Here is a 15,745-nt window from a genome sequence, read left to right on the forward strand (position 1 = left end):
GTATTTGAGTTGTTGGGGCTATAATGCTAGTACTACAATGCTATTACTCACATTCATAGGATAAATACCAGGTTGCTAGTTGTTTAGAAACCTGGTATTTATCTGAATTGGAAGGTGCAAATCTTGAGAAAACTCGTACTATAGGGTGTTTTGTATACAGAATTAAAACATAATCCTATACATGGTAAGCCTATACATGAATAGATGAAGGGCCTATCTGCAATACTATTTAAAGGAGCCAGACTGGGACCAGATTAATATTTGTCACACTATCTTGTTGTATTATAAGATAAACAGCTTGATCTATAACTCAAGTTAATTTATTTTCTGGCTTGCCGTTTCAGATTTCGTTCCTGGGTATACCGAATCTTTTTCAGGTAAAACTCTGCTTCCTGAGCATTTACCTGACGGATGATAACCTCATCTTTTCCTTTTGCTGTGGGTAAATATTCCAGATAGTTAACCTTAGTTAGATCAGCCACAAACTGGTAACAAGGATTAATGGTCCCCTGTACACATACGTTTAAATCTGACAAAGGATCCTGCCAGGGAACTTCGATGAACGAATCAACTTTCAGGCTAACAGTAAGCGTATCCGAATTAGTTCTGAAAAGAATGGTAACAGGTTGATCGGTGGATGCTTTGCCGCCTTTGTAATAGAGGATGATTTTAGCTACCCCACCAGAATTATCCCCACCGGAGGTATGGCGGGCTTGCAAACGGGCCATGTAGTTGTTTTCGTCCCATTCGGTAATCTGACCGGTCAGGACGTCAAGCTGATAGGTTTGTCTTCGGTTAGCTGTTGCTGCCCCTGCAATGGCGCCTCCAATGGCACCACCCATTACCCCTGCCGCACCGACACTGGCCCCATCAACGGGCGCATAGGCATCAAAGATAAAACTGCCTGCCTGTTTTCTGAGTGGAAAAAAGTCTTTCTGGAAATAAATGTATGCACTCTCGCCATCGGAGAACCCCCACACTTTTTTGACTTCCTTCTTCGATCCATCGGGTAGAACATGATACGGAGTCACCTTCTGCACATCATTCCATTGACGGCCGTTTCGATCCCGGGTCTGGGTAATGAAGGGCTGTTGGTCAGAAGGGGAATTATTTTGAAATTCGATCAGAGAATGATAAATGCCACGCATCAGAACGGTGTTCTGAAAAATCGGCATATTAGGCAGTTTGTCTTCGCTGATCATGGGTGTATACAACTCGCCTTCACTTAGGTAAAGTGACTGGGCCAGCAATGATTGCCAGTCATAAGGGCTGGCGTAGTTGATAAACTTCTCCATGCACTCACCCAGAGCGCGAGCAATATTGTCATCATGGGAAGACGTCACATCCAACCCCCCTTTTGTAACCAGAGAGGAGGCCTGGTAGAGCAGATGCAATGAATCGTCTTTTGAGCCGATGAAATCAATCACTACCGCGGCTGTGGCCGTCTCGGAAGAGAATGTCGTCTTTTCGGCAATGCTAAGCTGGTTTACCCTTACAATCAGCGGAAGGGATGCATTTGATTGTGGGAGAGACGGTTGTGGCAGAGAACGGTGAAAAAAGTCCAGCAACTGCTTTTCCACCCCTCCCTGCAGGAAAGCTTGTGCTTTGGTGTTTACCAGCCCCCGCTGCACAACGCCAATATGGGTTTTCAACGGGCGGGCATCAACCACGCGAATAATATGGAAAGCAGGAGGGTTTCCCTTTTGATTTGGATCAAAGGTCAGGGTTTGTTTGGACAGGCTAATCTGCAAAGGTTGTTGGGCCTGGACAGTTGGTTCAATGCCCATCCAGAGACACAAGCCTAAAATGCCCCGCAGATAGTTGTTTATGAATCTATTTTTGGCGAAAATTCCCATTTTTACAAATTTCCTTTTTATAAATTATCTTTCAATGATAAACAACTGCTTTAAGTAGTCTGGTTGTAGTTGTTCCAACTGTTTTCCTTACCTGCAAATCTGAATAATCAGACTCTGGAACTCAAAACCACTAATATATAACTGTGAACTTGTAACCTAAAATGATATTCCTGTTCGAATAATCCAGGGGCTTCGGTAGAGTTGCTGATTTAAAGGATGGGTATAATAAGTGAAGTTATATAATGCAAAAATACTCCATCCTGATTGCTTTCCAACAGGTAAAATAATTCCTGCTCCGCCAAGTGGATTTAATATCCATTTACGATTATTTTCTTGATCGGCAAGATCTTTTATATCAAGTGCCTCTCCTTCAACTCTCAAGGCAATCCATTTTCGCAATCCATATTGAGCAAATATCCGTCCTCCATAAATAGAGTTCTGTTGTTTAATGCCTGTAGATTTACTTTTTGAGTAAATATATGTAAGTCCTGTACCTGCAATAACACGATCTGTAAACTTATACCCAACAGTTGGTGAAATATCTATTAATAATGGATTAGAAAGCTGTGCTGCAAAGTTGCCTCCTAAAGATATTTTATTAAACCATCCTGGTTTTGTTTTCTTTGATGTTGACTTGTTTTGACGTATAACATAAATAGAATCGTCATGTTTATATTCGTGCAGTTTAAGCTCAGAGATTTCCAATTCATTCTTTTGAGATTGCCCGAATACATCAGTTACTGACAGAGCCAAGATAAGAAATAAGTTAGCTTTTATAATCAAATAAACATTTCCCAAAGTAAAGATAGATTAGAGTGGTATAGTGTGGTAAACTTTGTTATAATTGATTTCTGATTTTGTTAAAATCGAATGGGGACCATAGTACCAGAAAGTTGTTCACGTAAAACGCGAAGTTGAGAATTACTCATCCAATCAGGTTGAAAAATTAAATGCTCTAATTTGTGAAGTTTTCCTAAGTCAGAGGGCATCTTCGTAAGTTTGTTTCCCCAAACATCAAGTGCTGTAAGATTGGAAAGTTCACTCATTTCTTCTGGTAAACCAGATAATTGATTATTCGATACATTCAATATTTTCAGTTCCTTCAGCATTCCAATTGATGAAACATCTTTCAATTGGTTATTTTTTAAATCTAATTTTTGCAGCTTTATCAGGCCTTCTAATGATTGAGGCAAGGTGGATAATTGATTATTGCCTGCTTTTAATACAGTTAAATTAGAAAGTTTACCTATTGATTCGGGAAGTGTTGTGATTAGATTATCTTCAGTATTGAGAAAAGTAAGATGAGTAAGATCTCCTATCTGTGTTGGAATCTCTGTAAGTTTATTCGAAAATATATTCAGCTTTTCTAATTGAGTTAGATTACAAATTTGCTTAGGTAAGCTAGTAAGTGAATTTTCTCCCAAACTTAAAGATTTTAACTCTGATAGATTCCCTATTTGACTGGGTAATTCTTCTAGTTTGTTCCGGGTTAGATTAATTGCCTTAAGTTTTTTGAGTTCACCTATTTCTTCAGGAAGGAATGAGAGATTATTGTTCACTAATTCAAGGCTTGAAAGCTTTTTTAATTTACCAATTTGTGTTGGAAGAGATTCTAACTTACTCATACTGGCGTTTATTCGTTCCAGATTTGTAAGATCTCCAATTGATGAGGGAAGTGAAGTAAGCTGTGTATTTACAAGGTTAAGTGATTGCAAGTGAGTCAATTCACCAATTTCAGTTGGTAGTTCTTTTACATAGGTATTATTTAAAGTCAATTCCTGCAAATTTACAAATTTCCTAACATCATCCCCAGACAAAGAAATAATTCCGCTTAATTCTAACTTATAAACTTTTTCTGGATTTCTCAGTCCTTCCTCTAAACTTTGAACCATAGGGGTTTTACTCAATTCTTTTGAAGAAATTAAGTCTTTTAATCGGTTTCCTCGAACCTGCAGATCTTCCAATGGCATTTGCTTTACTGATTCAGGTAAAACAGAAAGCCGGTTATTGATAATATGAAAAGTTTTAAGTGATTTAAGTTGATTAATTGAAGGCGATAAGGTATCAATTTTATTATTGTTTAAACGCAATACTTTTAATGTAGAAATTTGAAATAGTTCTTCTGGTAACTTTTGTAAATAATTATCTGATAAATCTAATACTTGTAGTTGCTTCAAATAAATAATAGAAGCAGGCACCGATTTTAGCTTACAAGAGGTCAAACTAAGTACTTGTAAGTTTTTTAGCTTGCTCAGTTGGTGAGAATGGGCTTGGGCAGAATCACTTATGACAAGTATGTATACTTGTGAAGGTTTTTGTAAGGCACTTTCAAGAGAGGTGAATATTATGGCTTTTGCTTGAGTTGTGTCTAGCCTATTTATAGAAGTTATAGTTGATTTATTTTGCAACTGCTTCCCAGATTGTCCTTGTGTAGAATATATACAAAATAGACTCAATGCTATTAATATTGATATTGAAGAAATAAAGTTCATGATTAAATCAGAATAAAGATGTGGAGGATATCATAATGAACAGCGACTCCTTAATAAGTGAGTAGATGTATCTATCTGGAGCCGCTGTTTTACATTCCTAACTTTTCCTAACGTTGTGTTATTTGTATGATTTTGCCTTTCTCATTTATCGCATTTACCTCAGTCACCTTAATCCAGTCAGAAGAGGGTTCGTTTAAATTTGACCAGTTGGCAAAATCAAAAACAATCTGGGTTCCTGACCTTTTCCATATATAACTTTTGTGCGGAGCAGGCACCCCATTCCAACTTTTCCACGTTGTTGCAGTTATTTCAGGATAAATAGTTTCACTTCCACTGCTAACAGCTTGTATGGTTTGTATAACCGGGGAATAGATATTATTGATACTGGCATCATATTTTTCCCAGTAATAGAAATAATAAGAATCGGCTTTACTTGGGGACACAGTATTTCCAGTCTTAGAATCATAATCCAAGACCGTTGTCTGGCTCACTTGTCCTTTATCATTGTACCGTTGAGTTGTGATTGTTTCTATTCCATCAACAATACTACTTGTAAGTGTTGGTCTGATATAATAGGCAACATCTACTTTTGAACCATTAGTATTCCTTAATATGTTTTTATAAGTTGTATAGGTAGTTTTTTGGATAGAAACTTGATTTCCATTATTATCAAAATGGACTATCTGGTATGGAAGTCCAGACCATAGTAAGTCAGTCTGAGTGATGCCTAATTCTGTTGCAGATAAACCATTATAAAAATAATGGGTACTATATCCAAAAGGTCTGACTGCTATTGAATTGCTACCCGGAATAATATTAACCTTATTATATTGAGCAATAGTCCCATTTACATCTAGAGTAGCAGAGTTAAAATCATACTCAAAACTTGTATACCTATATTGTGTACCATCATATTCAGTAATCATAGTTACAGGATAATCACTTTGAAGGCCTGTAATATCATCATTTATGAAGCGGTTAAGCTGTAATGAGGTTGCATTCTCTGGCTCAGAAAAACTACTTGGATATGTAATAATTGTCTGGCTAGAGAAACCATTACTGATAAATTTGCGATATGAATAGACTAAATTAGCATTAGGTATTGTATAAGGAGCAAGAGCCTGACCATTTTTCATAGCTCTTAATTCTATTACTCTAAATGGATAAGAAGCTGCTAACACATACAGTCTCGGATATGCACTTAAACATATAACTGGAGTAGAAGCATTAGAATAAGTAAGATTTTTCACCCAGGTACCATTTGACTGCTTATAATAAAATCCATTTCCTGAGAAATAAGAGTCAATACCTGCGTGAGCTAAATCACGTCCTTGATCTGCTCCACTCATAATAATATCAGAGTTCCAGACAAGATTATTTGGATCAAATACCTTAAGTCCTCCCTTATAATTAGTGGAGGCTGGGACATATTCAATTGGCCGAACAACATAATCTTCTCCATAAGAAAAATAAAACCCATATGGACTGTTATGTGTTGAACTAATAGAAGCACTATACCATTTATTTCCATCAAAACGGATTATTCTCCCATCAATACCAATCATGCTGTTGTTAATCATATACACGGGACGTGTATCAGTAACTGAGCCGATTAGATCATTATTGTCTTTGTCTTTCTTATCTAAATAAAAGTTAGCATAACTTTCGTCCCATCGGTATACCCATTCAGAGTTATTAGCAAGCATCGCTAACGCCATTGTATTTGAAGAATACCAATAACTCGCACCTTTTTGAGTTTCAAGACTAAAGGAAGCGTCAGTAAGAGTTTTGAAATTCCATATTTTATCTTCACTTAAATAAGCAAACTGTACTCTATCTGGGTTTGCTAACTCCATAGGAGGATCTCCAATATTATGAGTTATGTAGTAATTACCATTGGCAGTATAGTAACAAGTAGAAGTACCAGAAGTGGGATCAGACTCACCACCTTGCCAGCTATCTCCCAAAAATGTATAAAGCAAAGTTGCATTCCTTCCTGCGACAGTAGTATGGGCAAGTAAAAAATTATCACCAGGGATAAATCTGTTTAATGCTATTCCTGAATAGTTCAGCCAGTTGCCCCGATTAGAGAGATCTTTGTAATATATTGTAATTTTCCCCCCTGTTTCTACGGCAAAATAGTTTTTTTGTACAGCTATCTCTAAACCTTGATTTGTAGTAGAATAATCTTTTGTAAAGTCGTCTCCTTCTAGAGTAACACCAGGTGCATCCATCAAAAATTGTTCCTTCCACTCACCTACCCACTGATAAACAAACAATTTTACTGGCCTTGAACCAGCATCATGGTTAGTTCCATTTAGCTGTCTCCATGAAACTATTACATAGTCTTCTCCAATCCATGTCTTTGCTTCTGCATACCCGCTAGGAGCTGTAATTGTTTTCTGTCGGTTAGACCTAGTCAATAGATTTTGCTCAGTTTTATACGTATAGGTAACTGTTCCTTTTGTTGGATAAGTGATGGTCTGTAAAAAACCATTTACTGCACCACTAGTATAATAGCTAAATTGCATCCCAGGAAGACTATTGCCAACTGTGTTCTTCTGAACAATAGAGGTTAAAAGCATCTTTGCTGTTGAGGTTCCATTATTAAGAACGCCATAACCAAACACAAAGGAAATAAATTTGCTTCCTGTTTCATTTAATACATCAATATGATCCAGATATTGTTTTTCATAAAGCTCCTGATAGGCATCAGGCTCAACTTTCTCAGTGTGTGGTTCCGTATAAAATTGTGTTGCTTTGTCACTGTAAAAGAATTCGATCTTCTTACCTTCTGCATTCACAATCCGTTTTAGATAAGAAGCTTCTGTATGTTTTTGTCCAGACTGACTACCCACAAATTGCTCTATGTTTGAGTATTCAAATGTTATTTTTTGATTCCATAAATTATTAATCTCAGAAAGATTCCATGCAAATGCCATTTGGCTTTGCCCTATAACCTGAGCACTATTTCCGATCCAATTTCCCCATTTAACTACCCATTGTATGGTTTGCCGTGTTGAGTTCTTATCACCATAAACATAACGAGTTCCATTTTCACGAATTATTTCCCAACGTTCTAACGCTGGATAATATTTGATTTTCCAAAGTTGATACACTTTAGTCTGATAAGCATTAAAATTGCCTTGTGCATCAGAACCAGAGACTGTTCTGATCAATCGATAGGAGGTACCAGCCTCCATGAGAAATAACTCATCATCATCTTTAGCTCCTGTCATCTTATGATCTGCTATGATTTTGGGTATATCCATCGACCATCCTAATCCTAAAATACCAGTAGGCGATTCTAAATTCCAGGTATTTACTTGACGTTGAACATTTGAACTATAAGAGATTGACAAATTCACATCTAAGCCATTATCTCCTGGCAATGAAATTAAATTTAAAGGCAATGCTACATCTCCCGTAAATAGATTCACTGTATTTGTAGCAGCTCCATCCTTACCAGGATTTGAAGTAAATGTCTTAACTGTAGGAGAAGTTGTAGATATATCCTGTGCCTGACTATAGAATACAATAAGCCATGCAAAAAAACTAATAAGTTGAAGACGGGGTCTCATATATTCAATAATATGTAGAAAATTAAGTCAATTATTTAATAATAGCCAGATTGAAAGTGTCTGAAAGAATAACGGGTTGTATAAAAGTATATCCATTATAACCATCTGGCATGTGAGATCTTTTTATTAACGAAGATTCTGAGCTGGTAATAACAATTTTATATTGACCGTTCATGCTTTGTAAGCCAGTTACTCCCATCTTAATCTGAAGTTGTTGTCCTTTTCTTAAAAAAAGTAAGGAGGATGCCAATAGACGGTTTTGTATAGAAGATCGATCTCTTTCTGCCATTATTCCTGGCATTTCTTCAATCATTGTAATTCCTAACTTCTCATTCTTATTCATTGTATTTAGATAGGTAGTATCATAGGTTGAAAGAAAACCATCAGGAAGAGCATGACCAAAGTTGTTCAAATAATCGTATCTCTGTGGTATTCCATCTTTACCCACTTGATATATTTTAAAATCAGGCTTGGGAACAATAATATCCTTGCCAGACATATTTTTGATTAAGCCAGATAGAATCAGTCCGCTGTTGTAAGCTGGATGAGTTTTTATCTTTACTATATCTATCCCTAGCTTAACCTCTATCACATTATCTGGTGAAGCGTTTTTAGTCTTACAGGAGATCTGTAAGACTGTTAGTAAAAATAATATTATATATTTCATGATTTAAGGAGTGAAAACTGTGGTCATTCTACTTTTAAAAACGTCTGGAACAGTCATATTATATTGATTTAGCTGTAATATAGGTGCATAATCATTATATATTCCATACCATTTATTTTCAGCCGCAGCTCTTAAAGTCCACTCATACGCTGCTCTTTCAGTCATATCATCATAATTATCATAATAACCATCACCTTTCTTATATAGAATTGGTAATCTGTCAAATGCATGCTGTGCATGGGTATATTCATGTCCGACTGTTATAAAAAGCTGTTTTTCTGAAACAAAAGCCGCTTTAGATATATATATATTACCTCCTATTTGACCATGTTTCCAAACACGGGCCATTGTTGCTCCTAATATTTTTTTGTCAGGCTTATCTGGATTTAACCATGATCCATCATTATCAGGGTGCATCTTATATTTTGCAGGCATATATTTCATAGTCAAAGATCCTCTTCCATTTTCGAACTGTTTTTTAGCAAAGGCTTTTAAGCTAGCCTCATCATATTTCACAGGCTTATCCCCAACTCCTGTTCCACTGAGAGAAAGGCTTTCAATCTCTTCAGCCGTAAAGTCGTGAATTGGACGTTGGCCTGTCATAAAATCCCCACCTAATTTTACAGCTTCAATGCCTCCTCTTATTCCTCCCATTATGCCTCCTGTTATTCCTCCTATTAAAGCACCTCTGCCTATGTTGGTACCATCAAGTGCTGCACTTGCTCCCCCTAATACAGCACCAGTTCCTGCACCATACGCAAATCCTGGCAAAAACCCTATTGGGGCAAAGTAACTGGCTACTCCTGAAGCAGCTCCAATAACCAATCCTTTTCCAATTCCAGCCAATACATTTTTTCCCTCCATATCTGCTTTTATACCTCCTAGTGAACCACCAATGATTGCACCTGCGATAATAAAAGGACAGATAGGACAATTACCATCCGGATCAATCGTAGAAACAGGATTGTTCAACATTGCGGCATAAGGCGAATACACCTCCTGTCCTGCTTCACTAGCCATTGCATCATTTACATGCCATCTCCCTAATTGAGGATCATAATAGCGAGCACCAAAATCCATCCAATAAAGACCTATATCATCAATGAGTTCTTTTCCCTGAAATTTGAAGTCCATTTCCGGATTATCTCTCTTCTCGATTCCTGCCAATTCTACTCCAAACGGATCATAATGTGTTTCCTGAGAAATCATACTTTGTTGTACGATTAACTCTACATCATCAAACCAAACAGGCTTATCAGACTCATTAGCAACCAGAATTTGAAAATATCCATTTGTTTCTGCGACATAACTCATCTCCTGATATTCCCAGCTGTTAGCAGCTGCACTAGTAATATATTGGCGCTTGCTCTGAATGACTTCAGATTCTGACGTTTGCAATATATATTCTAAGTAAGCTTTAGGAATTGTATTCTGTACACTATTAATGGCCAGTGGCGTTATGGCTAATCCTAAACTCAGAAGTGGAGGTTTATTACCTGTTTCTGTGGGCTGAGACCCTAAACCATTGACATAGGTCACCAGAGAAATAGCATTATTACTAGTAGGAGAAGAAGTATATTTTGCTTTCGCACGCACTGTAATTTTATCTCCTTTCCCCACTTTAATTGTTTTCCAAGGTCCAAGTGGATTAACAGTTGTCAGCTTGGCCGAATAACTCCCTGAAAAAGCTTGCTCATTATTGCGGATAGGAGTTGATGCATTGCTCCACGCTGGAGCAGATTCGGTTTCCATTGAAGCTAAATAAGAAACGTTTTCTCCCGGTCGGAATGCAACACGTAGACTACCTAAGTGATCTGTATAAAAATACTCATATGTCCAGGTTGATTTACCAGTAACTTGTGGTGAGAGGACCCGCCCTTCCTCATGTGGGAGATACTGAATCACATTATTTTCATAAACGACACCTCCCTTGTAGTCAGTAATTTTTACATCTGATCCGTCAATTGTTATTTTGGATGATTTTTTTTCCCCACTATAGAGATATGAGTTAAATAAATAGTTATTGTAATACTCACCATTTAATTCATGCTCTTCTCCTGTTACATACACAGGTCTATCATCATCATCGTATCCAATTGCATAAATTTCACTGTTTAGATTTGCTTTTAATCTACCAGCTTCATCATAGCTGTACTCTGTTGGATTAATGGTTGACTTACTTTTTTCCCTGAAATCTCTGGCAAGCGAAGGACTTGCAGAGTTATTATCATCCACCGCTTTGAGCGCGTTTCCCTGATATGTAAAAGTAAGTAAATCTACATATCCATAGGTGTCATTTCCATTGGGAGTACGACTAATTAAATTCTTTCGAGCCAAATCTAAAAGATTACCATTATCAGTATACCCACTTGTCCACAAACTATAATCTTCACCTGAAACACTACTTGAATAGGTTGCATCTGTTAGTCTGGTAAGACCATCATAAGTATAATTATAGGTGCGACTGATATTCGCAGGTGAACGTCCATCGGTAGCTGTTCGCCAGGTTTGCTTTCCGATGGCTCCATTATACATGGGTTTTGGGGCTGTTTCATAATCGAGTTGCATACCAAAAAGATCACTTGCATCAGTAAGTGCAGCATCATTGATGCTTTGAAGCCAGCCTTTGATGTTATAAGTATATTCTATAGTTTGTAAGTTGTTACCTATTACTTTTTGTACCATCTCACCCACTGCATTGTAATTATAGGTTACCAATTTTTGTTCAGGTTCAGCATTCACCTGCATATAAATATCTTTGGATCTTCCTGCATGGTCATATGTGTAACGCTTAAAAAATGCGTGTGACCCTCCATTATGATATTGTGCCTTTTTTACAATTTTTCCTTCAAAATCATACTGTATAAAATATAATTCTTCTTTATCAGTTAACGAATTTGAGAGACGACTACTCATTTGGATAAGTCTACCGTTATTATCATAAAACATACTCTCAAGCTGATAAGCAGTATTATCATATGCAGCATACTTGTTTAAGATCAGTTTACTGCCTGTCTTCTTATTTCTAGCAGATCCATAAATTAATGTAAAGTCTGAAGGGAGCGCAACTGCTCCTGTTGGAGCACTGGTTGCAAAAGCAACTTCTCCATTGTTAATCTCAAATTCTATTCCATTATAATTGTAATCGTAATCATCATAGTAATGGATGCATCCAATAAAATTACTCTCATCTGCTGTGCGTATAGTAGGCATAACTGGAAAAGCCTGATTGGTATATCCATGTAAAAGGCTAAAGTTTGCATTAGAACGATACTCAAAAGGTTTTAAAGCTGGATTACTAACATAATAATTATCTATAAACTGCTGCATTCCTACCTGTGACATAGCTGAACTATGAGTATAACGACCTAATAAAATCTGTCTACCCTGCTGATCATATTTAATAAATGACCATCTTTTTTGTATTCGCTCAGTAGCATCTTGTGTAAGAATTATTCTGTCAAGTGGATCATAAACAAAATAAGTAACACCACTTGTGGAAGAAGATCCGCTAACAGGAACGGATTTTTCTAGTAAACGGAAGCGGGAATCATATATATTAGCAAACACCCACTTTCTGCAAAATGCATCTTGATAAGAGAATGTATAATTTATTGTTGCTAGATTGGCAATTGCTTCAGGTGGTAAGGTAAACCATAAATTACCTATCTGGTCATATACATAGTAGGTTATTAGATACGAAGATTCACTCCCTTTGACTCGTTGCTCTTTTATGCAAATTAACTTGCCTTCTTTATCTGTATATTTTATCGATTTCAGACCTTGTACATTTGTTGTCTGAGTAACAGAAAGTTCACCTGCATCATAGAAGGCATTCCCATCTGCTACATGATAGGTTGTCCCATTAGAATAGATATATTTCCATTTTCGTATCTCACTTACAGTATTTTTACTATAACTTATCTTAGTTGTTTTAGGATCAGTCCCACCTAGCTGCCATGCAGTCCCTACCGAGCCCTGTTCCAGTACTCTAGATAAAGGTGATAACTCAAAGCGAGTTTCTAAATATGCTTTATTATCTGATTTTAATGATTGATAAAATGCAGGTTGACTACTGGATGCATCCGCTTTGAAACTACCGTCAGCAGTAGTTGATGTATAGGGCATATATTGGAATTGTTCTCTACCAATCAAGTCATATATAAAGTATTTAACCTCATCTGTCTTTGTAGGAGAACTCTGCCAGCTTACCTTCTGAGCAGGCCTTCCTAAATCATTTGTGTAATTGAAACTAACACGTTTGCTTTCGACAGGTAGAGCATCTATTTGAGATCCATTTTTAACGCCGGAAACTCGTATATTCTCAACACGAGTATAATTCCGTACTTGTGCTTTCAATGAAGATAACATTATAAGTGCTACACTCAGCAAAGCAATCTTTAACTGGGAATAATTAATCATAAAATAGGTTGGATGGTAATAATATAATCTGACGATATATAGATAAAGGAAAAAAGGCAGACGTTTCAAACTCTGAAACTAAGCAATTAAGCAGAAGATAAGATTAGCTTTTGAATACATAAGTTACCCGTTTTATAATATTTCCCTCCTGGTCTTTTATATACTGGAGACGGTTAAATTCATCATATTCATAGTAAATGGTTTTACCATTCGCATCGGTTTCAGATGTTTTGCCTACAAGAGGGCTATAAGTATAAGTAATCATAGCTGCTATCTCAGGATGAAGTCGGACTTCATCCACATTTGCAGGTCCGGAAAGAGTAACAGATCCAGTAGCTGAAAGTGAAACTATATGTTCATAAAAAGTATAATTACCCACATATGCATATCTTTTTTGTCTTATGATGCTTAGATTAGTGCCGCTAATGGTAATAGTTGATATAGAAGAAGAACCAATTGTCCAGTAAGAAATGATATATCGTCCAGCAGGTAGATTACTTCGGGTTATAGCACCACTTGAAAGTGAATAATAGTTATTGCCAGTTTTTCCAGGTACAAGTCCTGCTGTAGGCTTAATCACTGTACCACTATAATTCCAATACCCTTTATCATCGCTTTCGAAACTTGTAAATGCCACTTGGTCTAAAGTGGCATTAGCAACTTGAGCAATAAGTAAAGAGTTGTTATAACCATATATGGATGCATGTGGAGTTTGAAACCACTCTTGTTGTTTTGTTTGAGCTAATAGAGGTTTACTTATAGCTGACTTTTGGTTTAACTGAAAGCTAGAATCAATGTTACTTAATGAATTTGTAAAAGTATAAAATGATAGAAAAGGAATAAATAGTAATGCTGACTTAAATTTAATGAAATTAATATTGAACATATAATCAGAATTTGAGAGTGGTTGTTATATAATTTATCAAAATAATTGGTATTTTTATTTTATTATTAAAAACTATAATTCATAGTATTGATACTGCATATTAGTTCATGCAAAGATACAAGTTATTTATATGTTAATATCAATTATTTATAAATATTTTACTAGAAAATTCTTGATTTTTATAACCTATTGATAGTCAATGCAAAAAACCTTAGTCATTGTTCATTTATGAAATATATTATAAAAATACATTAAATTATTTAAATTAGTAATTAATATATTATGTAAGAAATAAAAATTTGGCACTAGTCAAAGTCTAGTTAAACTGCAGAAAATTAGAGTGTAATGGTTTGTTATTCATATATGCCATATAGATAGCTATGCACTTGTAAATTTTGCATGTTACTTCTTTGATATCAACTGATACTCAAATAGGCTTATTATGGACTTTGTTTTGAGCAAGTCTCTTTTTCTTTTAAGAAGAATAGAATACTATTTATCTAATCTGGAAATATTTAAATAAGAGAGTTTTAATTCTATCATTAAACTGATAATTACTCAACGTATGGGCAATTGAGAGTAGGTCAGTTTTAGGTTATTAAGATTTAAGAATCATGTAAGTAGAAAATCCAAGAATACATAGTATAGTAATAAAGAAAGGGAAAGAATTCTGATAGGTTGAGTAATTTCATATATCTCTCTTCCAACTATCCATATTGATTACTAATTTTTAGCCCGATCACTCCCACTTTCGAATGTTATCAAGTACACACAAATCAAAAAGCTTGTTACTTTTCAATTCCTGTTGGTTTCTTTTTGCTGAAGCTTTCCAAGAAACATACTGATGATTGCAACTATTTTCTTTCAGGCAAATGGTTAAACTGTTTCATAGATATTGATCAAATAAATAGTCAATATAACTTATTTAATTACCGTAGAATTTTTACATAAAATTATTTAGCGTTAATTAAATTCAACAAATCAAATTGAATCAGAATGTTAACACTCACTTTATACAATGAAAGACTTTCGACAAAATCTATTCATTAACAATTCAATACAAACAATAGCTAATAAACAAAGTGCAGAATAGAAAGTGTTTAGTTTTAGGAATTATACAAGAGAGGAGTTAAGTTTTTATCGATCTACATGCTGTTTATCATTTCTTTTTTAGTCCATCGGGGAATCGTTACATAGTAATAAGCATTAAATAATAGATAAGTTGTTTTTATGAAGAAGAAGGTTTATTTACAGATTGTTGAATAAACTTTGTTGGCTTATTGTACTCTACCCGAGGAAAACTAGCAATAGAAAACAAAAAGGTTGAAATTTGGAGCGACCAAGCCACCAAACCAACCTTTGAGGATGAAAACAATCATCAGTGAGCAAGTTATCAAAATTTTAGACAAAGTCCCGTTAGCGAAGAATCTAGCCCGTAAAAAATTTATTTCTTCGTTTGTCTTAGGCTTGATAGAAAGTCGAAAAGTACAGTTTCAGGAGGTGGCTCTTCATATGGAATCCAAGTCAAAAGTTGAATCTGCCCAACGGAGAATTCAGGCTTTTTTTAAAGAGTACACATTTGATTATCAGCAAGTATGTCTGTTATTGACCTTGTTTTTACCTAGAGGCAAGATTAGTTTATCCATCGATCGAACTGAATGGGACTTTGGCTCCTATCAGTGCAATATTCTGATGATAGTGGCTTATAATGGAATACGGAAGAATGTAGCTGTGGACAAGAATGTAGCTGTGGACAAGAATGTAGCTGTGGACAAGAATGTAGCTGTGGACAAGAATGTAGCTGTGGACAAGAATGTAGCTGTGGACAAGAATGTAGCTGT

7 protein-coding genes and 1 pseudogene are annotated in these 15,745 nt (G+C 35.8%); 1 reads left to right on the forward strand and 7 read right to left on the reverse strand.

Features of this window, described 5'->3' with window-relative positions; translation table 11 throughout:
- Window positions 1-320 precede the first annotated feature (320 nt).
- From QNI15_RS21040 to QNI15_RS21070, 7 genes are all read right to left on the reverse strand, one after another.
- Window positions 321-1,856, reverse strand: coding sequence for a hypothetical protein (locus tag QNI15_RS21040; protein WP_314033364.1), 1,536 nt, complete (start codon window positions 1,854-1,856; stop codon window positions 321-323).
- Between the two features lie 156 nt (window positions 1,857-2,012).
- Complete coding sequence (locus tag QNI15_RS21045; protein ID WP_314033365.1) at window positions 2,013-2,654, reverse strand: hypothetical protein; 642 nt, start codon at window positions 2,652-2,654, stop codon at window positions 2,013-2,015.
- A 62-nt stretch (window positions 2,655-2,716) separates the two neighbouring features.
- On the reverse strand, window positions 2,717-4,348 hold the full coding sequence (locus QNI15_RS21050) for a leucine-rich repeat domain-containing protein (protein ID WP_314003336.1): 1,632 nt from the start codon (window positions 4,346-4,348) through the stop codon (window positions 2,717-2,719).
- A gap of 107 nt (window positions 4,349-4,455) precedes the next feature.
- Window positions 4,456-7,929, reverse strand: coding sequence for a hypothetical protein (locus tag QNI15_RS21055; RefSeq protein WP_314033366.1), 3,474 nt, complete (start codon window positions 7,927-7,929; stop codon window positions 4,456-4,458).
- Between the two features lie 31 nt (window positions 7,930-7,960).
- Window positions 7,961-8,596 (reverse strand): hypothetical protein, encoded by a 636-nt coding sequence (locus QNI15_RS21060; RefSeq protein ID WP_314033367.1) that lies wholly within the window; start codon window positions 8,594-8,596, stop codon window positions 7,961-7,963.
- Window positions 8,597-8,599: 3 nt separating this feature from the next.
- Window positions 8,600-13,018, reverse strand: coding sequence for a DUF6443 domain-containing protein (locus QNI15_RS21065; RefSeq protein ID WP_314033368.1), 4,419 nt, complete (start codon window positions 13,016-13,018; stop codon window positions 8,600-8,602).
- Window positions 13,019-13,121: 103 nt separating this feature from the next.
- Window positions 13,122-13,904, reverse strand: coding sequence for an RHS repeat domain-containing protein (locus QNI15_RS21070; RefSeq protein ID WP_314033369.1), 783 nt, complete (start codon window positions 13,902-13,904; stop codon window positions 13,122-13,124).
- 1,365 nt (window positions 13,905-15,269) lie between these two features.
- On the opposite strand from QNI15_RS21070, the pseudogene QNI15_RS21075 reads away from it, so the two are divergent.
- Window positions 15,270-15,745, forward strand: a pseudogene (locus QNI15_RS21075) (hypothetical protein); the annotation flags it as partial.

The sequence above is a fragment of the Xanthocytophaga flava genome, assembly GCF_030068545.1.
Lineage (GTDB): Bacteria > Bacteroidota > Bacteroidia > Cytophagales > 172606-1 > Xanthocytophaga > Xanthocytophaga flava.